20 protein-coding genes are annotated in these 19502 nt (G+C 60.5%); 10 read left to right on the forward strand and 10 right to left on the reverse strand.

The window, feature by feature from the left end:
• Position 1 precedes the first annotated feature (1 nt).
• The 3 genes from AB4X18_RS13645 to gloB form a co-directional block, all read right to left on the reverse strand.
• A complete protein-coding gene (locus tag AB4X18_RS13645; protein ID WP_370400601.1) occupies positions 2-961 on the reverse strand; it encodes a M23 family metallopeptidase in 960 nt (319 codons plus the stop codon).
• Positions 958-3279 carry an ATP-dependent Clp protease ATP-binding subunit ClpA gene (gene clpA, locus AB4X18_RS13650; RefSeq protein WP_432816709.1) on the reverse strand — a complete coding sequence of 774 codons (2322 nt, stop codon included), beginning with the start codon at positions 3277-3279 and terminating at the stop codon, positions 958-960. The genes AB4X18_RS13645 and clpA overlap by 4 nt, the downstream gene beginning before the upstream one ends.
• Before the next feature lie 251 nt (positions 3280-3530).
• Positions 3531-4298 carry a hydroxyacylglutathione hydrolase gene (gene gloB, locus AB4X18_RS13655; protein WP_370400602.1) on the reverse strand — a complete coding sequence of 256 codons (768 nt, stop codon included), beginning with the start codon at positions 4296-4298 and terminating at the stop codon, positions 3531-3533.
• Positions 4299-4361: 63 nt separating this feature from the next.
• Between gloB and AB4X18_RS13660 the strand changes: the two genes are divergently transcribed.
• The 8 genes from AB4X18_RS13660 to AB4X18_RS13695 all read left to right on the forward strand — a co-directional run bounded on the left by AB4X18_RS13660 (position 4362) and on the right by AB4X18_RS13695 (position 12068).
• Positions 4362-5117: a methyltransferase domain-containing protein gene (locus AB4X18_RS13660; protein ID WP_432816710.1), complete on the forward strand. Its 756-nt coding sequence runs from the start codon at positions 4362-4364 to the stop codon at positions 5115-5117.
• A gap of 263 nt (positions 5118-5380) precedes the next feature.
• On the forward strand, positions 5381-5941 hold the full coding sequence (locus AB4X18_RS13665; protein ID WP_370400603.1) for a F0F1 ATP synthase subunit delta: 561 nt from the start codon (positions 5381-5383) through the stop codon (positions 5939-5941).
• Positions 5942-7480, forward strand: coding sequence for a F0F1 ATP synthase subunit alpha (gene atpA / locus AB4X18_RS13670; protein ID WP_370400604.1), 1539 nt, complete (start codon positions 5942-5944; stop codon positions 7478-7480).
• An 18-nt stretch (positions 7481-7498) separates the two neighbouring features.
• Complete coding sequence (locus AB4X18_RS13675; RefSeq protein ID WP_370400605.1) at positions 7499-8374, forward strand: F0F1 ATP synthase subunit gamma; 876 nt, start codon at positions 7499-7501, stop codon at positions 8372-8374.
• Positions 8375-8392: 18 nt separating this feature from the next.
• Positions 8393-9817: a F0F1 ATP synthase subunit beta gene (atpD, locus tag AB4X18_RS13680; protein ID WP_370400606.1), complete on the forward strand. Its 1425-nt coding sequence runs from the start codon at positions 8393-8395 to the stop codon at positions 9815-9817.
• Positions 9818-9829: 12 nt separating this feature from the next.
• Positions 9830-10267: a F0F1 ATP synthase subunit epsilon gene (locus AB4X18_RS13685; protein ID WP_370400607.1), complete on the forward strand. Its 438-nt coding sequence runs from the start codon at positions 9830-9832 to the stop codon at positions 10265-10267.
• Between the two features lie 107 nt (positions 10268-10374).
• Positions 10375-10725 (forward strand): H-type lectin domain-containing protein, encoded by a 351-nt coding sequence (locus AB4X18_RS13690; RefSeq protein WP_370400608.1) that lies wholly within the window; start codon positions 10375-10377, stop codon positions 10723-10725.
• Positions 10726-10895: 170 nt separating this feature from the next.
• Positions 10896-12068 (forward strand): adenylate/guanylate cyclase domain-containing protein, encoded by a 1173-nt coding sequence (locus tag AB4X18_RS13695; RefSeq protein WP_370400609.1) that lies wholly within the window; start codon positions 10896-10898, stop codon positions 12066-12068.
• A 74-nt stretch (positions 12069-12142) separates the two neighbouring features.
• Here the strand turns inward: AB4X18_RS13695 and AB4X18_RS13700 are convergent, their stop codons facing one another.
• Positions 12143-13159, reverse strand: a complete 1017-nt coding sequence (locus tag AB4X18_RS13700) for a ribose-phosphate pyrophosphokinase (protein WP_370400610.1) — start codon at positions 13157-13159, stop codon at positions 12143-12145.
• Positions 13160-13268: 109 nt separating this feature from the next.
• On the opposite strand from AB4X18_RS13700, the gene AB4X18_RS13705 reads away from it, so the two are divergent.
• The gene (locus AB4X18_RS13705; protein ID WP_432816711.1) at positions 13269-13865 is read left to right on the forward strand and encodes a 2-hydroxychromene-2-carboxylate isomerase; all 597 of its coding nucleotides are present in this window, start codon (positions 13269-13271) and stop codon (positions 13863-13865) included.
• On the forward strand, positions 13862-14668 hold the full coding sequence (locus AB4X18_RS13710) for an alpha/beta fold hydrolase (RefSeq protein ID WP_370400611.1): 807 nt from the start codon (positions 13862-13864) through the stop codon (positions 14666-14668). The genes AB4X18_RS13705 and AB4X18_RS13710 overlap by 4 nt, the downstream gene beginning before the upstream one ends.
• 3 nt (positions 14669-14671) lie before the next feature.
• Here AB4X18_RS13710 and AB4X18_RS13715 read toward each other — a convergent pair whose 3' ends face one another.
• The 6 genes from AB4X18_RS13715 to AB4X18_RS13740 form a co-directional block, all read right to left on the reverse strand.
• Positions 14672-15706 carry a threonine aldolase family protein gene (locus AB4X18_RS13715; protein WP_370400612.1) on the reverse strand — a complete coding sequence of 345 codons (1035 nt, stop codon included), beginning with the start codon at positions 15704-15706 and terminating at the stop codon, positions 14672-14674.
• Positions 15706-16176, reverse strand: a complete 471-nt coding sequence (locus AB4X18_RS13720) for a YcgN family cysteine cluster protein (RefSeq protein WP_370400613.1) — start codon at positions 16174-16176, stop codon at positions 15706-15708. The genes AB4X18_RS13715 and AB4X18_RS13720 overlap by 1 nt, the downstream gene beginning before the upstream one ends.
• Positions 16173-17105: a bifunctional riboflavin kinase/FAD synthetase gene (locus tag AB4X18_RS13725; protein ID WP_370400614.1), complete on the reverse strand. Its 933-nt coding sequence runs from the start codon at positions 17103-17105 to the stop codon at positions 16173-16175. Before AB4X18_RS13725 ends, AB4X18_RS13720 begins: the two co-directional genes overlap by 4 nt.
• Positions 17106-17154: 49 nt before the next feature.
• Complete coding sequence (locus AB4X18_RS13730) at positions 17155-17598, reverse strand: MaoC family dehydratase (RefSeq protein WP_370400615.1); 444 nt, start codon at positions 17596-17598, stop codon at positions 17155-17157.
• Positions 17599-17688: 90 nt separating this feature from the next.
• Complete coding sequence (locus tag AB4X18_RS13735; RefSeq protein ID WP_370400616.1) at positions 17689-18561, reverse strand: TIGR01459 family HAD-type hydrolase; 873 nt, start codon at positions 18559-18561, stop codon at positions 17689-17691.
• Between the two features lie 63 nt (positions 18562-18624).
• Positions 18625-19479, reverse strand: coding sequence for a crotonase/enoyl-CoA hydratase family protein (locus AB4X18_RS13740; protein WP_370400617.1), 855 nt, complete (start codon positions 19477-19479; stop codon positions 18625-18627).
• Positions 19480-19502 lie beyond the last annotated feature (23 nt).

The raw sequence follows: 19502 nt of genomic DNA on the forward strand, positions 1-19502 counted from the left end.
GCTATTCGATATTGATCTGGCGGAACAGGGTGCTGATCGTCTTTCCGTCGCGGATCAGGCTGATGGAGCCGTCATAAGCGCCCGCGGGCCAATCATTCGCGCGCTTGCGCCGACCGAAGGCGCGGAATGCCTGGGCCTGATCCCGCTCCATCACCTGATCGTCTTCGATGAGCATGCCATTTGGCCCTTCGATCCGCATGCGCAGCACATCGTTGGCCTGGGTGCCGAAGATCAGCCCGAAAAGGACAATCGCGGGGGAGGCGGGTTCAAGCGGGACGGCGTCCGCCGTGCCTGCTTTGACATCTGCAAAGTCGGGTATCTTGTCGGTGAAACCTGCATCCAGCAGCCCACCCGGCTGATAGATCGGGGTTTCGGCCCAAAGGGTGCCGTCAGCCGGCGTGCCGCACGATGCCTCCCCCTTGGGATCGAAGGGATCGACGGGGGTGCCATCCTTGCGCACTGACAGATGCACATGGGGGAAACCCGCCTTGCCGGATTGGCCGACGTATCCCATCACCTCGCCCACTTCGACGATCTGGCCGCGGGTCACCTTCACCGAGCCCCGTTTCAAGTGGCAATACTGGGTCTGCCAGCCGTCTTCGTGTTCGAGCACAACGCCATTCCCGCATTCGCGACCGTCGACATCCGCTGCGACGCCGGTGTCGGGTATCCCGTCGCGAACGCCCAGAACGCGACCCGTGGCGGAGGCGATGACGGGGACGTTGCGGGCAATGTCAGCGTAGGTCGGCAGGCCGAAATCGGTCCCCTTGTGGCCGTCATAGCTGAGGCCAGCGCATTGGTAATCAATGGCATCGGGACCGGGATCGCGGTCCATGTATTGCTGGATGAAGCAGCTTTCGGTGCCCAGATCGCAATCGATGGGCAGCTCAAGAACAAAATCCTCCGCCAGTGCGGGACTGGCGAAGGACAGGATCAGCGCCGCTGTGGCGCGCCGGATCATTCGGCGGTCAGCAACGGAGGTTTGTCGCCGGACAGGCGGGGGTTTTCCGGCGACAGGATCGTCAGATCCAGTTCGCCTTTCTTAACACCCACCTTGACCACGCCGCCTTTCGCGAGCTTGCCAAAGAGCAGTTCTTCGGCCAGCGGTTTCTTGATGTGCTCCTGGATGACGCGGCCCAGCGGGCGCGCGCCCATCTTGTCGTCATAGCCCTTGTCGGCCAGCCATTCGGCGGCTTTCTTGGAAAGTTCGATGGTCACATTGCGGTCCATCAACTGCGCTTCGAGTTGCAGCACGAACTTTTCGACGACGCGCAGGATCACGTCCTTGGGCAGGGCGCTGAAGGAAATCACCGCATCCAGACGGTTGCGGAATTCCGGCGTGAACGTGCGTTCGATCGCGGCGGTATCTTCGCCCGTGCGGCGGTCGCGGCCAAAGCCGACAGCCTCTTTCGCCTGCTCGGATGCGCCGGCGTTGGAGGTCATGATCAACACCACGTTGCGGAAATCCACCGTGCGGCCGTTGTGATCGGTCAGGCGGCCATGGTCCATGACCTGCAGCAGGATGTTGTAGACATCGGGGTGCGCCTTTTCCATCTCGTCCAGCAGCAGCACGCAGTGGGGATGTTGATCCACACCGTCTGTCAGCATGCCGCCCTGATCGAACCCGACATAACCGGGAGGGGCACCGATCAGGCGGGAGACAGCATGCTTTTCCATGTATTCCGACATGTCGAAGCGCAGCAGTTCCACACCCAGCGTATCGGCCAGTTGCTTGGCCACTTCGGTCTTGCCCACACCGGTTGGACCGGCGAAGAGGTAGTTGCCGATGGGCTTTTCCGGTTCACGCAGGCCCGCGCGGGCCAGCTTGATGGCCGATGACAGGGCTTCGATCGCGTTGTCCTGACCGAAGACCACCCGCTTGAGCGAGGATTCGAGGTCTTTCAGCACCACCACATCGTCCTTGGAGACGTTTTTCGGCGGGATGCGCGCGATTTTGGCGACCACGCCTTCGATCTCCTTGGTGCCGATGGTCTTGCGGCGCTTGGAGGCGACAACGAGGTGCTGCGCGGCCCCGGCTTCGTCAATCACGTCGATGGCGGAATCCGGCAGCTTGCGGTCGTTGATGTAGCGATGCGCCAGTTCCACCGACGTCTTGATCGCGTCGGAGGTATATTTGACCGAGTGGTGATCCTCAAAATAGGGCTTGATGCCGCGCAGGATCTTTACCGCGTCTTCGACGGTGGGTTCATTCACGTCGATTTTCTGGAAACGACGCGACAGGGCGCGGTCCTTTTCGAAGTGCTGGCGGAACTCCTTGTAGGTGGTGGAGCCCATGGTGCGCAGCTTGCCGCCCGCAAGCGCAGGCTTGAGCAGGTTTGAGGCGTCCATGGCGCCGCCGGAGGTGGCACCGGCACCGATCACCGTGTGAATTTCGTCGATGAACAGCACGGCGTCGTCATGCTCCTCAAGCTCGCTCACCACGGCTTTGAGACGTTCTTCGAAATCACCACGGTAGCGTGTGCCAGCCAGCAGCGCGCCCATGTCGAGCGAGTAGATGGTGGTGTTTTCCAGCACTTCGGGTGTTTCGCCCGCGACGATCTTGCGCGCGAGGCCTTCTGCGATGGCGGTTTTGCCCACACCGGGATCACCCACCAGAAGCGGGTTGTTCTTGCGGCGGCGGCAAAGCACCTGAATGCAGCGTTCCACTTCGGCGTCGCGTCCGATCAGCGGATCGACGTCGCCATCGCGGGATTTCGCGTTCAGATCCACGCAATATTTGGCCAGCGCGGATTCCTTCTTGTCGCCTTCGGTGACGCCTTGTGCTTCTTCTTCATGCTCTGGCGCGCCTGCGACGGGGCGGGATTCGCCATAGGCGGGGTCCTTGGCGACACCGTGAGCGATATAGTTCACCGCATCATAGCGCGTCATTTCCTGTTCCTGCAGGAAATAGGCCGCGTTGCTTTCGCGCTCGGCAAAGATGGCGACCAGTACGTTGGCCCCCGTGACCTCTGTCCGGCCGGAGGATTGCACGTGGATGGCGGCACGCTGAATGACCCGCTGGAAAGCGGCGGTCGGCACGGCTTCGGAACCGTCCACGTCGGTGACCAGATTGCTCAGATCCTCATCTACGAATTCGACCAGCGTCTCGCGCAGATCGGACACGTCGACGGAGCAGGCTTTCATCACCTGCACGGCATCCGGTTCGTCCAGCAACGCCAGCAGCAAATGCTCCAACGTGGCAAATTCATGGCGGCGGGCATTGGCCAACGCAAGGGCTGCGTGGATTGCCTGCTCAAGTGTATTCGAGAATGAAGGCACCAGCGTGCTCCTTTTCGATCTGGGTCGCCAGGGAGGCCGTGGGATGACGCGCCCCCGAGGCCGACCATGGCCTCTTAGTATTAGAGTTTGGTTGATCACGGCCCGGCTTCAAGCGTTTTCTTGAAAAATGATGTCACAAATGCCGTGATCAGTAGATTCTGGACAGTTTTGTCGCAGGTTAGGTGTGATTGTCTCGCAAGGCGAAACAACCTTGCGCAACAAATATGTCAAAATTTGGGCGACCGATTTTCTCAGAAATTGTCCTTGCGCTTGCGTATCTCGGCAAAGACGTCTGTGTCGGAAGCGGTTTGCATCCCCAGTGTGGCGCGGATCGCGGGATCGTCTGGGCGCAGGAAGGGATTGGTTGCACGTTCGGTTGACAGAATGGACGGGACCGTCGGCTGCCCCTTTGACCGGGCCGCCGTGATCATCTCTGAACGAGAGATAAGGTCGGGATTGTCCGGGTCAACCGTCAGCGCGAATTTTGCGTTGGAGGCGGTGTACTCGTGGCCGGAACAGATCACGGTATCGTCAGGCCATTTCAGCATCTTCTGCATGCTGTCCCACATCTGCGCGGCGGTGCCTTCGAATAGCCGTCCGCAGCCGAGCGCCATCAGGCTGTCGGCGGTGAAGGCGGCCTTGGCGGCGGGGACGAAGAACGCGATGTGGCCAATGGTGTGGCCCGAGACATCGATCACCTCGGCGGTCAGATCGCCAAGGGCAAAACTGTCTCCCTCGCTCAATGCCACGTCCAGATCGGGCAGGCGGTGTTGATCGGCCTTTGCGCCGAAAACTTTTGCGGGGTAGGCGGCCAGCAGGTCCGGCAATCCGTCGATGTGGTCATAGTGGTGATGGGTCAGCCAGACCTGAGAAGGCGTCCAGCCGCGTGCGTCCAGTTCGGCCTTGATCGGAGCGGCTTCGGGTACGTCGATCACGGCGACCTCTCCGGTCGTGGTGCAGCGCAGCAGGTAGGCATAGTTGTCCGTCAGGCAGGGGATCGTGATCAGGTCAAAAGCCATGGCTATTCCTTTGCGCGTGTTGCATCCTTATCTGCACAGTGACACTCAGACCGATGGGCTGCAATGCACCTTGATGTTCAGGACCTGCGCAACTTTTATTACCGCAGCACGCTGGGGCGCGCGGCGCAGAAATCCCTGCGTGAGCGGATGCTCAAGCTGTGGCCGGAGGCCAAGGGCCAGACGGTCGTGGGATTCGGTTTTGCGGCACCCCTGTTGCGTCCCTACCTGAAAGACGCGCGGCGGGTGATTACCCTGATGCCCGGTCCGCAGGGGGTGATGCCCTGGCCTGCAGGCATGCCGAACACTTCCGTTCTGACCGAGGAGACGTTGTGGCCCGTTGAGACCGGCCATGTGGACAAGCTGGTGCTTTTGCACGGGCTGGAGACCTGCGAGCGTCCGTCGGACTTGCTGGAGGAATGCTGGCGGGTGCTGGGGCCCGGCGGGCGTGTTCTGTTCATTGTCCCAAACCGGGGCGGCATGTGGTCGCGGCGGGACCGCACGCCGTTCGGCTATGGGCGGCCTTATTCGCCGGGGCAGCTTGAGGCGCAGTTGCGCAAGCACCAGTTCCTGCCTGAACGGCACGCAGGTGCGCTTTATCAGTTTCCGTCGCAGCAGCGGATCTGGATGAAATCGGCCGGCCTGTTTGAACGGATCGGTTATGCGCTGCCTACGATGCTGGCGGGGGGGGCGTTCATGGTGGAGGCCAGCAAGCTGGTCTATCCGCCCAAGGGCACGCCCAGCAAGGCGCGCAAGCGGATATCGGTGCTGGAAGGGCTGACGGAACCCGCGGTGGGCCGCAACCCGCGTCCGGCGGGATAGAGCGGACAGATTCGCTGCAATGAACGCGCCGACAGGTGCGTCCGAGCGTCACAACCCGCCGCCCGGTACCACCCTCAAGGCTGCAGGTGCAGCAAACAAAGTATCCAAGCGTTTCAACGTCCATCACTATACTGTGTTGCGGGTATGGATATGCTCTGCTACATGGCCCCTGATTTAGCCGTCTTGACCTGTTTCAAGCCGCGCCCACATGCCGGTGACGCGACGCACGCCGCGCACCTGCCTGATTGAATGAGAGGATGCACGTGTCAGAAACAGCTTCGATTTCCACCGGCATCGCGGCCCGCTATGCGTCAGCCGTGTTCGACCTGGCCAAAGAGGCCAAGAAGGTCAAAGCCATTGAGACCGATCTGGAAGCGCTGAGCGGCGCCCTGAACGACAGTGAAGACTTCCGTCGGTTGATCTCCTCTCCGGTGTACAGCCGCGATGAACAGGGCACGGCGATTGCCGCCCTTTCCAAGAAGATGAAGTTGTCCCCGACCATGAGCAATACGCTGGCGCTGATGGCGTCCAAGCGCCGCCTGTTCGTGCTGCCGCAACTGGTGCGCCAGCTGCGCGACCTGATCGCCGCCGACAAGGGCGAGATCACGGCAGAGGTGACATCCGCCAAGGCGCTGACCAAGGCGCAATCGGACAAGCTTGCCAAATCGCTCAAGTCGACCACCGGCAAGACCGTTACACTCCAGACCGCTGTTGATGAATCCCTCATCGGTGGGCTGATTGTCAAAGTAGGCTCCAAGATGATCGATACGTCGATCCGCTCGAAGCTCAATTCCCTCCAGAATGCAATGAAAGAGGTCGGATAAATGGGTATCCAAGCTGCGGAAATTTCCGCGATCCTGAAGGACCAGATCAAGAATTTCGGTCAAGAAGCAGAAGTGGCCGAAGTGGGCCGGGTGCTGTCGGTTGGCGACGGCATCGCCCGCGTGTACGGCCTCGACAATGTTCAGGCCGGTGAAATGGTCGAATTCCCCGGTGGCATTCAGGGCATGGCGCTGAACCTCGAATCCGACAACGTCGGTGTGGTGATCTTCGGCAATGACCGCGACATCAAGGAAGGCGACACCGTCAAACGGACGAATTCCATCGTGGACGTGCCCGTGGGGGACGAACTGCTGGGTCGTGTCGTGGACGGTCTGGGCAATCCCATTGACGGCAAGGGCCCCATCAAGGCCAAGAAGCGCGGTGTGGCCGACGTCAAGGCACCGGGCATCATCCCGCGTAAATCCGTGCATGAGCCGATGGCCACAGGCCTGAAGTCCGTCGATGCGATGATCCCGATTGGCCGTGGCCAGCGTGAATTGATCATCGGCGACCGTCAGACCGGCAAGACCGCCGTGGCACTGGACGCGATGCTGAACCAGGCGCAGGTCAACGAGGCTGCCGACGGTGACGAGAGCAAGAAGATGTACTGTGTGTACGTCGCGATTGGCCAGAAGCGTTCCACCGTGGCGCAGTTGGTCAAGAAGCTCGAAGAGACCGGCGCGATTGAATATTCCATCGTCGTCGCCTCCACCGCGTCCGAACCTGCCCCGATGCAGTTCCTTGCACCCTATTCCGCCACCGCGATGGCAGAGCATTTCCGCGACAACGGCCGCCACGCGCTGATCATCTATGATGACCTGTCCAAGCAGGCCGTGTCCTATCGCCAGATGTCCCTGCTGCTGCGCCGCCCGCCGGGCCGCGAAGCCTATCCGGGTGACGTTTTCTATCTTCACTCCCGCTTGCTGGAGCGGTCGGCGAAGTTGAGCGAAGAGTTCGGCGGCGGTTCCCTGACGGCGCTGCCCGTGATCGAAACGCAAGGTGGCGACGTGTCCGCGTTTATCCCGACCAATGTGATTTCGATCACCGACGGTCAGATCTTCCTTGAGACGGAATTGTTCTATCAGGGCATCCGTCCCGCGGTGAACACTGGTCTGTCGGTGTCCCGTGTGGGCTCCTCCGCTCAGACCAAGGCGATGTCTTCGGTTGCTGGTCCGGTGAAACTGTCGCTGGCTCAGTACCGCGAAATGGCGGCCTTCGCTCAGTTCGGTTCCGATCTGGATGCCGCGACACAGCAGTTGCTGAACCGTGGTGCGCGCCTGACCGAGCTGATGAAGCAGCCACAATATTCGCCGCTGTCGAACGCCGAAATCGTCTGCATCATCTACGCGGGCACAAATGGCTATCTCGACAAGCTGGCGGTGACCGAGGTTGGCGCATGGGAGCAGGGGCTTTTGAACCACCTGCGCTCCAAGCATGCTGATCTGCTCAAGGATATCACCAACAATGACCGCAAGGTGAAGGACGAGCTGGAAGACAAGGTGAAGGCCGCACTCGATTCCTATGCCGCCGATCACGCTTAATTAAGGAGAGATAGGCCCATGGCAAATCTCAAGGACCTTAAGAACCGGATCTCGTCGGTCAAGTCGACCCGCAAGATCACCAAGGCCATGCAGATGGTGGCCGCAGCCAAACTGCGTCGCGCGCAGGAAGCGGCAGAAATGTCGCGCCCCTACGCGGAGCGGTTCAATGCCGTCATGGCAGGGCTGGCGGCTTCTGTCGGTGGCTCTGATTCAGCGCCCAAGCTGCTGTCGGGTACCGGTTCGGACAAGGTGAACCTGCTTGTCGTCATGACGTCGGAGCGGGGCTTGTGCGGTGGTTTTAACACCAACATCGTCAAGAAGGCCCGCGCCCATGCGCAGGAACTGCTTGCGGCGGGCAAAGACGTGAAGATCCTGACCGTCGGCAAGAAGGGCCGCGATCAGCTGAAGCGCGATTTTGGCGACCATCTGGTGGGCCACGTCGACATGACGGAGGTCAAGCGGTTGTCCTATGCGGATGCGCAGGGCATCGCGAAGAACGTGCTGGACCGCTTTGATGCGGGTGAGTTTGACGTCGCCACGATCTTCTATTCGGATTTCGTGAACGTCGTCAGCCAGATCCCGCGTGCACATCAGATCATCCCGGCGACCTTTGAGGCGTCAGAGGATGAAGGTGCAAGCACATTGTTCGATTACGAGCCATCCGAGGAAGCGATCCTGGCCGATCTGCTGCCCCGCGGTGTGGCAACGGCGATCTTTTCAGGTCTGCTGGAAAACGCGGCGTCCGAGCAGGGCGCGCGGATGTCCGCGATGGACAACGCCACGCGCAACGCCGGCGAGATGATCGACAGCCTCACCATTCAATACAACCGTTCCCGTCAGGCCGTTATCACCAACGAGCTGATCGAAATCATTTCCGGCGCGGAAGCGCTGTAAGCAAATCGGAGACACGACATGGCAAAAGCAGTCGGCAAAATCACCCAAGTCATCGGCGCCGTCGTTGACGTTCAGTTCGAAGGCGATCTGCCCGAAATTCTGAACGCCCTTCACACGCAAAACCAGGGCAAGACCCTTGTGCTGGAAGTGGCACAGCACCTTGGTGAAAACACCGTGCGCGCCATTGCGATGGACGCCACCGAAGGTTTGGTGCGCGGCGCGGATGTGTCCGACACAGGCGCGCCCATTCAGGTGCCCGTCGGCAAGGCCACCCTGGGCCGCATCCTGAACGTGACCGGTGACCCGGTTGACGAAAAGGGCCCGGTAGACACCAAGGAGTCACGCGCCATCCACGGTGAAGCGCCATCCTTTGATGCCCAGTCCACCGAGACCGAGATCCTGACCACAGGCATCAAGGTGATCGACCTGCTGGCGCCCTACACGAAGGGCGGCAAGATCGGCCTGTTCGGCGGTGCCGGCGTGGGCAAGACGGTTCTGATCATGGAATTGATCAACAACATCGCGAAAGTGCACTCCGGCCTCTCGGTGTTTGCGGGCGTGGGCGAACGGACGCGTGAGGGTAACGACCTCTATCACGAGATGATTGAATCCGGTGTTATCGTGCCCGATGACATGGCGTCTTCGAAAATTGCGCTGGTCTACGGCCAGATGAACGAACCTCCCGGTGCGCGTATGCGCGTGGCGCTTTCCGGCCTGACGCTGGCCGAGCAGTTCCGCGACGAATCCGGATCGGACGTTCTGTTCTTTGTCGACAACATCTTCCGCTTCACGCAGGCGGGTTCCGAGGTGTCGGCGCTTTTGGGTCGTATCCCTTCGGCTGTGGGCTACCAGCCGACATTGGCCACGGATATGGGCGCGATGCAGGAACGGATTTCCTCCACCAAGAACGGCTCAATCACTTCCGTTCAGGCCGTTTACGTGCCTGCGGACGACCTGACCGACCCCGCGCCCGCGACCTCGTTCGCGCACCTCGACGCGACAACGGTTCTCGACCGTGCGATTTCGGAAAAGGGCATCTATCCGGCTGTGGACCCGCTGGGTTCCACATCGCGTCTGCTGGATCCGCTGATCATCGGGGAAGAGCACTACAAGGTGGCGACCGACGTGCAGCAGGTTCTGCAGCGTTACAAGTCGCTTCAGGACATCATCGCGATCCTCGGGATGGACGAACTCAGCGAGGACGACAAGCTGGCCGTGGCCCGCGCGCGCAAGATCGAACGTTTCTTGTCCCAGCCGTTCGACGTGGCGAAGGTCTTTACCGGGTCCGACGGTGTGCAGGTGCCACTGGAAGACACGATTGCGTCGTTCAAGGCGGTTGTGGCAGGTGAATACGACCACTTGCCAGAGGGTGCCTTCTATATGGTCGGCGGCATCGACGAAGTGAAGGCGAAAGCCGAAAAGATGGCCGCAGACGCAGCCTAAGGGGGTCAAGCAATGGCAGACACGATGCAATTCGATCTGGTGTCGCCCGAGCGGCGGCTGGCCTCCTTTCAGGTCACATCCGTCCAGATCCCCGGCGCCGACGGCGACATGACGGCGATGGAGGGGCATGCCCCCACCATCACCACGCTGCGGCCCGGCATCCTGAAGGTCGAAGGACCTGAAGGGACGCATGATTACGTGGTCACGGGCGGCTTTGCCGAAATCCGCGCTGATGGCGTGTCGGTTCTGGCCGAACGTGCCGTGGTCAAGGGCGACATGACGCAAGACCAGCTTGACGAGATGGTCGAAGAAGCCAAGGCGACGTATTCGAAGGCAAAAGACGCCTTCCAGAATGAGCCGGGCCCGGTTGACGACGCGGCCAAGCTTTTGTCGGACATGGTGGCAATGGGTGACGAGATCGGCCTTTCGGCCAAGCAACCCAACCTCTGAACCGATCTGACGGTATGAAAAGGGGCCTCGCAAACGCGGGGCCCTTTTACATTGGGATCAGACCGCCTAGACAAGCCTGATGAAGAACATACGGGTTCCCGGGTCAAATGAAACGATTGCGCAGTTTTAGTATCGGTGTCGACAGCGGCGACGTTGTCTTGTTTTCGGACTACGAAGACGGGGGCGAGATGTGGACCGGCCGCGGCCAGCGCGAACGCCGCAAGCACATCCGTTTCGATACGCCCTACAAGGAACCGCCCACGGTGCAGGTGTCGATCTCCCTTTGGGATCTGGACGCCACCACGGTGATGCGCGCCGACGTGAGCGCCGAAGCGGTGACGGAAAAGGGGTTCGACATCGTGTTCCGCACCTGGGGCGACACCCGCGTGGCGCGGGTGCGCGTGGCGTGGTCTTCGATCGGATCACTGCCGGATGATGATGACTGGGATGTGATTTAGGGGGCGCATGCGGATGGCCGTGCGCCGGGCGGTCGCAGTCCGAGGGAGGGGATCGACGTTTTGGATCGCTGGTTTGAGCCCTCCTTGAATGTTCATTGGCTACTCCAAAGTCTTGAAGTTCCATATCTCACTGACCTTGCACGACCTTTGCCTTTTGGTAACTTGCTTTCATGGATCCTATTGAAACACTCAACAATTGGATGATGACTGAGGGGCGGTGCTCGGACGATCCTATCAGGATAGTGTCGCATTTCTGTACAACTTTGGTTGAAGGCGGTGTGCCGCTTTGGCGGGTAAACATTGGTCAGCGCTTCGCCAATCCTCTGCTGATTGCATGGGGTGTTGTTTGGACACCCGACGGCGCTGAAAGCTATGATGTCACACACGCAAGAATGCTGACGGATGACTACATTGGCAGCTCCTTTGAATTTGTTTTCGAGAACCAACGACCGCTCCACAAGAGCCTGCGCAATCTCGATCCCGACAAGGATCACAGTTCATATCTTGAATTCGCGGCAGATGGTGGCACGGACTATTATGCGACCTTTTTGGAATACGGTGACGGTTCACAACACGGCTGTACCTTCGCAACGCGCGCTGAAGAAGGCTTTGCGCCTGAACATTTGGCAATGATTGAGGGCGCTCTGCCGGGACTGTCTTCGGCGATGGAGCCGATTACGATGCGCAAGTCCACCCAAAGCCTTTTGCGAACCTATCTCGGCACCGGTCCAAGCGAAGCTGTCTGGAATGGTTCCATCCAACGTGGTGAGCGTACGACACTGGAAGCCGTGGTGATGTTTTCCGACTTGCGCGGCTTCACGGCTTTTTCTGAAACGGAGAGTGAGCAAGAGATTTTTGAGGCACTCGACAGCTACTTTGAAGTCGTCGTGCGGGCGGTTGAGAAAAACAGTGGTGATGTGCTCAAATTCATGGGCGACGGCGTTTTGTCGGTCTTCCCGATCTCCACAGTTGATGATTGTGCCAAACGATGTCGCGATGCAGCAACGTGTGCACAACAAATACTGGCCGCTCTTGCAGCGCTCAACACAAGCCGAACCCAAGCCGGCAGATCCGAACTTGCAATTGGCATCGGTATCAATGTCGGGCAGGTCAGCTACGGCAACATCGGCAGTCAAGGCAGGCTCGATTTTACAGTTCTTGGCAGTGCGGTAAATCTCGCGAGCAGGGTCGAAGGTCTTACCAAGACCATCGGCGAAAGGGTGTTGGCCACAGAGACAGTCGCCACGCACGCCCCGGATATGTTCACCGAACCAGGTCACCATGAAGTGCGTGGGGTTAGCAGCCCGATCCAAATTTTTGGTCTAGTTGAACCTGCACCTTAGCACGAGATCACTCGGTCGAAGTAACCATTCCAACGCCAGCAAAGTCCGCACATCGGACATCGAATGCGACCCGATTACCCCGGATACATCCCGTCATAGATCGGGCCCAGTGTTTCCGCCTCGAACAGCGATGAAACGGACGTCCCGTTCCAGATGTTCAGGATCGCCTGTGCAAAGATCGGCGCGGTGGGGACGATGCGGATGTTCTTGGCTTTCTTGATCTCTTCGGTGGGCTGGATCGTGTCGGTGATGACCAGTGATTTCATCACGGATTTCGTCACCCGCTCCACCGCGGGGCCGGACATGACGCCGTGGGAGATGTAGGAATGGACTTCGGACGCGCCGTTCTCCAGCAGGATTTCGGCCGCCTTGCAGAGCGTGCCGGCGGTGTCGCAGATGTCATCGACGATCAGGCAGGTCTTGCCCTTCACATCACCGATCACGGTCATTTCGGCCACTTCGCCGGGTTTCTCGCGGCGTTTGTCCACGATGGCGAGGGGGGCATTCACCCGCTTGGCCAGTTCACGCGCGCGGGCCACGCCGCCCACGTCGGGAGAGACGACCATCAGGGTGTCCATCTTGTCCTTGAAGTGGCTCTTGATATCGAGCGCGAACACCGGAGAAGCGTAAAGGTTGTCCACGGGAATATCGAAGAAACCCTGAATCTGGGCGGCGTGCAGGTCCATGGTCAGCACCCGTTCAATCCCGGTGCCCACCAGCATGTTCGCCACCAGCTTGGCGGTGATCGGCGTGCGGGCCTTGGTGCGGCGATCCTGACGGGCATAGCCGAAATAGGGCAGCACCGCTGTCACGCGGCTGGCAGAGGACCGGCGCAGCGCATCGGCCATGATCATCAGTTCCATCAGGTTGTCGTTGGCGGGGTTCGATGTGGGCTGGATGATGAACATGTCTTCCCCGCGCACATTTTCGAATACCTCCACGAAAATCTCGCCGTCATTGAACCGTTCGACGCGCGTATCCACGAGGCCCACATTGACCCCCCGATGCAGGGACATGCGCCGTGCGATGGCCTGTGCCAAGGGTTTGTTGGCATTGCCGGTAATCAGTTTCGGCTCGGAAGTCAGGGGCATGGGGGAAGGCTCTCCGTGGCAGCGGGAATGTGACAGAATCACGACATTGAACCCCGCTTAACATGGCCGTAACGTGCCACCAAGCAACCACCGATGGAACGGACACCAGATGCCTCAGATCGATTACTTTTTTGCGACACTTTCCCCTTATTGCTACCTTGCCGGAGAGCGGTTGGAAGCGGTCGCGGCCAAGCACGGGGCCACGATCAACTACAAACCTTTCGACATTGTCGCGGCATTTGCCCGGACCGGTGGGACACCGCCCAAGGATCGGCACATCAGCCGTATCGAGTACCGCGCGCAGGAACTGGTGCGACAGGCGAAGAAACTGGGCATGCCGTTCAATCTGCAGCCGGCGCATTGGCCCACAAACGGGGCACCCGCGGCCTATGCCTTTATCGCGGCGCAGAATGCCGGGGGCGGCGATCTGGGCAAGCTGGCGCACGGGATCACCCGGGCGGTCTGGGCCGAGGAAAAGGACATCGCGCAGGACGAGGTGGTGCGTGCCTGCCTGACCGACGCCGGATTTGACCCGGGTCTTGCAGACAGCGGTCTGCTGGAAGGGGCTGAGACCTATGCCCGCAACCTTGAAGAAGCGGTAGACCGCGGGGTTTTCGGCGCACCGTTCTATTTCGTGGGCGATCAGCGGTTTTGGGGGCAGGACCGTATCGAAGATGTTGATCTGCATCTGGCCGGCGATTTGTGAGCGTTCAGACGGGCTTTGCCCCTTTCGTACATCATCTGGGGCAGGGACCCCGGCGCGTGCTGGCGCTGCATTGCACGCTTGGCTTCGGTGGTGCGTGGAACGGCATGGCCAAGGTGCTGGGCGACCGGTTGCATTTTATCGCGCCGGACCTGCCCAGTCATGGCAAGAGCCCTGATTGGGACGGGCAAAGCGATTTTCCGGCGACGGTCTATGACACTACGCTGGCGCTGATGGACGATGCGCCGATGGATGTGATCGGCCATTCGTTCGGCGCGGTGACGGCGCTGCGGCTGGCGGCGCGCGCACCTGAAAAGGTGCGGTCGATCACGTTGATCGAACCGGTGTTCTTCGCCATTGCCAAGGCCGATGCGCCCGAAACGCTGGCGGATCACGACCGCGTTGCCATGCCGTTCACCCAAGCAGCCGCTGCGGGAAACATGGAAGAAGCGGCGCGCGCGTTCAACCGGATGTGGAGTACGGAAGAGAACGTCTGGAACACCCTGCCGGAGCGCAGCCGCGCGGCCATGACACGGGGCATCCATGTGGTGCCAAGCACCTATGCGCTGCTTTATGAGGACACCGATGGTATTCTGGCACCCGGCGTGCTGGGTGGTCTGGACATGCCCGTGCAGCTGGTGCGTGGTGAACTGGCACACGGGGCCATCGCCGCCACGCTGGAGGGGCTGCGCGACCGCATTCCGGGGGCGGTGCTGGATGTGATCCCGGAGGCGGGCCATATGGCACCGATCACGCATCCGCAGGCCGTGGCAGAGGTTTTCGAAAGGGTGCTGGCGCGCGCGTGATGGTCAGAAGTGTGCGAGGAAAGCGTCGATCTGTTCGCGGCTGATGGACCAGTCGCAGACCAGCCGCGCGGCGACCATTTCCTCGGGTGCGCCAGCAAGAGGACCGTCCCAGAGATTGTAGACCGCCCCGGCATCGTGCAGCTTTTGGTGGATCGCACGGGCAAAGCGCACGAAGATCATGTTGGCCTGCGGTTCGTGCAGGAATGTGGCACCTGCCGCCCTGAGACCCTGCGCAAGATAAGCGGCATTGTCATTGGCCTGCTCTGCGGTTTTCAGGAACAGGTCATCCTGAAGGTATCCTGCCATCTGCGCGGAAAGATACTTGTGCTTGGAGAACAGATGCGCCCCACGCTTGCGGCGCAGCTGGAATTCCCACGCCTTGGAAGGATCAAAGAAAACAACCGCTTCCACGGCCATGCAGCCGTTCTTCGTGCCGCCGAAGCTGACGACATCGACGCCCGACTTCCACGACATGTCAGCCGCAGTGCATCCCAGTGCTGCCTGCGCATTGGCAAAACGTGCGCCGTCCAGATGCACGGGCAGGTCATGGGCCTTGGCCACAGCGGTCAGGGCGCGCAATTCGTCAAGGCTGTGGACTGAGCCGCGTTCGGTCACTTGCGTGATGGTGACGGGGCCGGGTTGGGCCGCGTGTACGTCACCGGGCGCGCGGGCAGTGATTGCGGCTTTCAGCGCGTCGGGAGTCATTTTGTCATCGGTGGGCACGCAAGTCAGCTTGGCCGCGCCCGCGTAGAATTCAGGCGCGTTGCATTCGTCTTCTTCCACATGCGCGACGGCGGAGCAGAAGATCGCCTGCCAGGGCTGGCAATAGCACGCCAGTGCCAGCGCGTTTGCCGCCGTCCCGGTGGAGACAAGGAAGACCTCCGCGTCGGGCGCTTCGAAAACGCGGCGGATGCCGGTGCGCACTTCCTCCATCATCGGGTCATTGCCGTAGGGCGGTTGGTGGCCCACGTTGGCCGCCATCACCCTTTCCATGACCTGCGGGTGGGCGGGCCCTGCATTGTCAGAGGCAAAAAACATCAATCAGAGTCCTCTATGATGTGGTCTTCCCATTCCTCGAACGGGGTGTCGAATTCGGACACGGTGTGCCCGCGCACGGAAATCCCCGCGCGGTGAACGGAATCCGGATCGCCCGACACCAGCGGGTGCCAGTCTGGCAGCGGGTTGCCCTGCCACAACAGACGATAGGCGCAGGTTTCTGGCATCCAGTAGGCGTGGCTGTCCAGATTGTCAGGGCGCAGTACGATGCAATCGGGCACGAAGTGGTGGCGCTGTTCGTAGTGCACGCAGCGGCAGGTCGCATCGTCCAGCAGACGACAGGCGACGCGGGTCAGGGCCACCTTGCCGGTGTCCTCGTCTTCCAGTTTGTTCAGGCAGCATTTGCCGCAGCCATCACACAGCGCTTCCCATTCTTTGGGTGACATCTTGGCCAGCGTTTTCTTTTCCCAGAAACGCGGGGGCAGGTCGGGATCGGCGATGGGTTTCGTCATAGGTCCGCGAGTATGGCACGGGCGCGGGCGCTGTCGGCATCCATCTGCGCGATCAGGGCGTCAAGGCCGTCGAATTTCTCCTCTCCACGCAGGTGTTCGACCAGGCCGACGGAAAGCGAGGTGCCATAGAGATCCCCTTTGAAGTCAAAGATGAACGTTTCGATGTTGGGGGTGTTGACGCCGAACATCGGCCGCACGCCAAGGCTGGCCACGCCGTGATAGCTGCCTGCATGCGGCCCATCCAGCACATCCACCAGCACCGCGTAGACACCGAAGGCCGGTGGGTGCAGGCCTTCGATGGACATGTTCGCGGTGGGATAGCCAAGGTCGCGGCCGCGTTTTTCACCGTGCAGCACGGGTCCGTCGATGCGGTGCCAATGGCCCAGCATTTCAGCGGCATCGCGCGGACGTCCATCGCTGAGCGCTGTGCGGATGGCAGTGGAGGAGACCGTCTGCACGCCCTGCGCCATCAGCGGCGCGATGGTGACGCCAAAGCCGTATTGCGCGCCGAAACGTTGCAGATCCTCGGCCGTTCCCTTGCGGCCCTGACCAAAGCAGAAATCAGCACCCACCACCACATGGCGCAATCCCAATCCTGCATGCAGGACATCGCGGGCGAATTCTTCGGGGGTGAGCGCGGCAAGGGCGCTGTTGAAGGGCAGTTCATACAGCCGTTGCACACCGATCTTTTCCAGCCGGTGCATACGGGCCTCCGCGCTCATCAATCGAAAGGGCGGGGCATTGGGGGCAAAAAAGCTGCGGGGGTGGGGTTCAAACGTGACGATGCCCAGCGGTGCGTCGGGCTGCGCGCTGCGTGCCAGTTCAATGACGGAAAGGTGCCCCTTGTGCACCCCATCAAAGTTCCCGATCGCCGCTGTCGCCCCCTGATCGGAGGTCGCGACGCTGTCATGGTCCCGAATAATCCGCATGTGCCTTGCCTAGCCGCGTGCGCAGGCAGTGGCAAGAAGCCGCGACGCCTTAGTCGAACTTGCGTGACGGGGCCAGCACGGTGGCTTCGCCGACAAGCACCTTCTTGTCATTGACGGAGCAGTGGCAATCCATCTTGACGATCCGCTTTGCGGGGTCGATGTCGGTCACCTTGACCTCCGCATAGACCACATCACCCGGGCGCACGGGGCGCAGGAACTTGAGCGATTGACCCAGATAGACCGTGCCGTGACCGGGTAGCTGTTCGCCAATCACCGCAGAGATCAGGCCCGCCGTCAGCATGCCGTGGGCGATGCGGCCCTGAAAGATCGTGTCCTGTGCATAATCATCGTCCAGATGCACCGGGTTGCGGTCGGTGGAGATGGTGGCGAACATTTCGATATCGTCATCCGTCACTTCCTTGCGGAGATAGCGGAACATCCCGATTTCGATGTCCTCGATAACGATTGTGCCGCGCGGAAGATTGTCCAACATCACTGACCTCTCGGTAATAAAAGTACCACCGGAGCACCCGGTTTGGAACTTAATTACTTTGCGCGCGCAGAAAATCAAGTCCTAAATGCATCAGCGCAATTGGCCGATCGTATAGGTGGGGGAGGACATTTCCTTTTGCAGATAGGCGGTTAGCGCATTTGGATCGGGTTGCTGTCCGGTTTTTGTTTCTGATGCAGCCAGACCGCCGGATATGAACAGGGAATCGATGTCTTCGCCCATCGCGCCTGCGATATCAGTCAGAACCCCGTCCCCGATGGCCAGAATGCGATCATCAGAGATGCCGCGCCCCAGCGCCGCCAGCCTGCGGCGGGCCAGATCGTAGATCGGCGGATGCGGTTTGCCGAAATAGAGACTTTCGCCACCCATCTCGGTATAGAGCTTTGCCAAGGCGCCTGCGCACCATTCGCGCACATCGCCCCGGTCCACCACGATATCGGGGTTCGCACAAAGCAGTTTCAGCCCCTTCTGCTTGGCATAAAGGAACTGCGGGCGCATGACGGACGGATCGGCCAAGGGGTCTTCGGGGCCGGTGCAGACGATGCCTTCGGCCTGGTCCAGCGGGACCTGTTCGATGGTCATCGGATCTTCGATCAGGTGCAGGGGTTCGAAGAAACGGTCGTCACCGGGATAGCCGATGTGCCAGACCTTCTGACCCACGGTGCCCAGAAACATGGCCGACCGCGCGGAATCGCCGGAGGTCGCGATGGTGTCCCAAGCGTCATCAGGCACGCCAAAGTGGACCAGCTGTTTCTGCACGCCTGCGCGTGGGCGCGGGGAGTTCGTGACCAGAACCACCTTGCCACCCTCCTTGCGGTATTGTTGCAGCGCTGCGACCGCTTCGGGCAGGGCATGCACGCCGTTGTGCACACAACCCCACAAATCAACGAACAACGCGTCGTATTGGGCAGAGATTTCGGAGAGTGTTTCAACGATACGGGTCATGGTGGCTCCATCTGGTGTGGGGGTGGCATAGGCCAATTCCGGTAGAGAGGGAACCAACTCCGCTCAGTCGCGGTTCCCCGGTATCTGCCGATTGCGGGTCCAGTCAAATGTGCCCTGATCGCGTTCTTCGACCGCCTGTTTCCAGCCTGCGTCCTCCGACCGGGCTTTGAAATTCAATCCTTCAGGGGAATGGCGGGTGATCCCGTCAAAAACCGTGGCAAGACGTTGGGTCTGGTTCAGGGTGGCCTCCATCGTCTGATTGATGACCATCTTCTGCATGGCGAGCTGGTTGATCGGTACCCCTGCCATCCGCGCGGCAAGTGCCTCCACTTCCGCGTCAAGCTGATCTGCGGGGACGGATTTCAGCACAAGGGCCATATCCGCCGCTTCGACCCCGGTGATCTTGTCGCCTGTGAACATCATGCGCTTGGCCTTCTCCGGACCAAGCCGGTAGACCCACATCGCCGTCGTCGGACAGCCCCAGACGCGGGCAGGCATGTAGCCGATCTGCGCGTCATCCGCCATCAGCACAAGATCACAGCACAGCGCGATGTCCGACCCTCCCGCAACGGCATAACCATGCACCTTGCAGATCACCGGCTTCATTGCGCGGAACAGCGACATGAAGGCCTGCGTGTTGGCCCACATGAACTGATAATCCTGCATGGGGTCCCAGGGCATTGGCTGTGTCAGCTTGTTGTCGGGGTCGGCCGCGTAGTGGGCCAGATCATAGCCCGCGCAGAACGCATCGCCTGCGCCCGAGAGGACCATCAGGTGCACCTCCGGATCGGCATCCGCCCTTTCGACAGCCGCTTGCAAGTCGCCGGGCATGTCGTCGTTGATGGCATTCATTACCTCGGGCCGGTTCAGCGTGAGCCGCGCGATGCGGCCATCCTTTTGATAGGTGACGGTTGTCATGAAAAAGGCTCCCTTGTTGCAAA

Source organism: Sulfitobacter rhodophyticola (assembly GCF_041281685.2).
Classification (GTDB): domain Bacteria; phylum Pseudomonadota; class Alphaproteobacteria; order Rhodobacterales; family Rhodobacteraceae; genus Sulfitobacter.

What these genes read in the sequence shown, in the direction of transcription:
- gloB (WP_370400602.1), bottom strand. Translation starts at nt 4,298, where the DNA reads ATGGCTTTTGACCTGATCACGATCCCCTGCCTGACGGACAACTATGCC.
- AB4X18_RS13740 (WP_370400617.1), bottom strand. Translation starts at nt 19,479, where the DNA reads ATGACAACCGTCACCTATCAAAAGGATGGCCGCATCGCGCGGCTCACG.
- AB4X18_RS13685 (WP_370400607.1), top strand. Translation starts at nt 9,830, where the DNA reads ATGGCAGACACGATGCAATTCGATCTGGTGTCGCCCGAGCGGCGGCTG.
- AB4X18_RS13645 (WP_370400601.1), bottom strand. Translation starts at nt 961, where the DNA reads ATGATCCGGCGCGCCACAGCGGCGCTGATCCTGTCCTTCGCCAGTCCC.
- AB4X18_RS13735 (WP_370400616.1), bottom strand. Translation starts at nt 18,561, where the DNA reads ATGACCCGTATCGTTGAAACACTCTCCGAAATCTCTGCCCAATACGAC.
- AB4X18_RS13700 (WP_370400610.1), bottom strand. Translation starts at nt 13,159, where the DNA reads ATGCCCCTGACTTCCGAGCCGAAACTGATTACCGGCAATGCCAACAAA.
- AB4X18_RS13720 (WP_370400613.1), bottom strand. Translation starts at nt 16,176, where the DNA reads ATGACGAAACCCATCGCCGATCCCGACCTGCCCCCGCGTTTCTGGGAA.
- AB4X18_RS13715 (WP_370400612.1), bottom strand. Translation starts at nt 15,706, where the DNA reads ATGTTTTTTGCCTCTGACAATGCAGGGCCCGCCCACCCGCAGGTCATG.
- AB4X18_RS13725 (WP_370400614.1), bottom strand. Translation starts at nt 17,105, where the DNA reads ATGCGGATTATTCGGGACCATGACAGCGTCGCGACCTCCGATCAGGGG.
- AB4X18_RS13660 (WP_432816710.1), top strand. Translation starts at nt 4,362, where the DNA reads ATGCACCTTGATGTTCAGGACCTGCGCAACTTTTATTACCGCAGCACG.
- AB4X18_RS13695 (WP_370400609.1), top strand. Translation starts at nt 10,896, where the DNA reads ATGGATCCTATTGAAACACTCAACAATTGGATGATGACTGAGGGGCGG.
- AB4X18_RS13675 (WP_370400605.1), top strand. Translation starts at nt 7,499, where the DNA reads ATGGCAAATCTCAAGGACCTTAAGAACCGGATCTCGTCGGTCAAGTCG.
- AB4X18_RS13690 (WP_370400608.1), top strand. Translation starts at nt 10,375, where the DNA reads ATGAAACGATTGCGCAGTTTTAGTATCGGTGTCGACAGCGGCGACGTT.
- atpA (WP_370400604.1), top strand. Translation starts at nt 5,942, where the DNA reads ATGGGTATCCAAGCTGCGGAAATTTCCGCGATCCTGAAGGACCAGATC.
- AB4X18_RS13705 (WP_432816711.1), top strand. Translation starts at nt 13,269, where the DNA reads ATGCCTCAGATCGATTACTTTTTTGCGACACTTTCCCCTTATTGCTAC.
- atpD (WP_370400606.1), top strand. Translation starts at nt 8,393, where the DNA reads ATGGCAAAAGCAGTCGGCAAAATCACCCAAGTCATCGGCGCCGTCGTT.
- AB4X18_RS13730 (WP_370400615.1), bottom strand. Translation starts at nt 17,598, where the DNA reads ATGTTGGACAATCTTCCGCGCGGCACAATCGTTATCGAGGACATCGAA.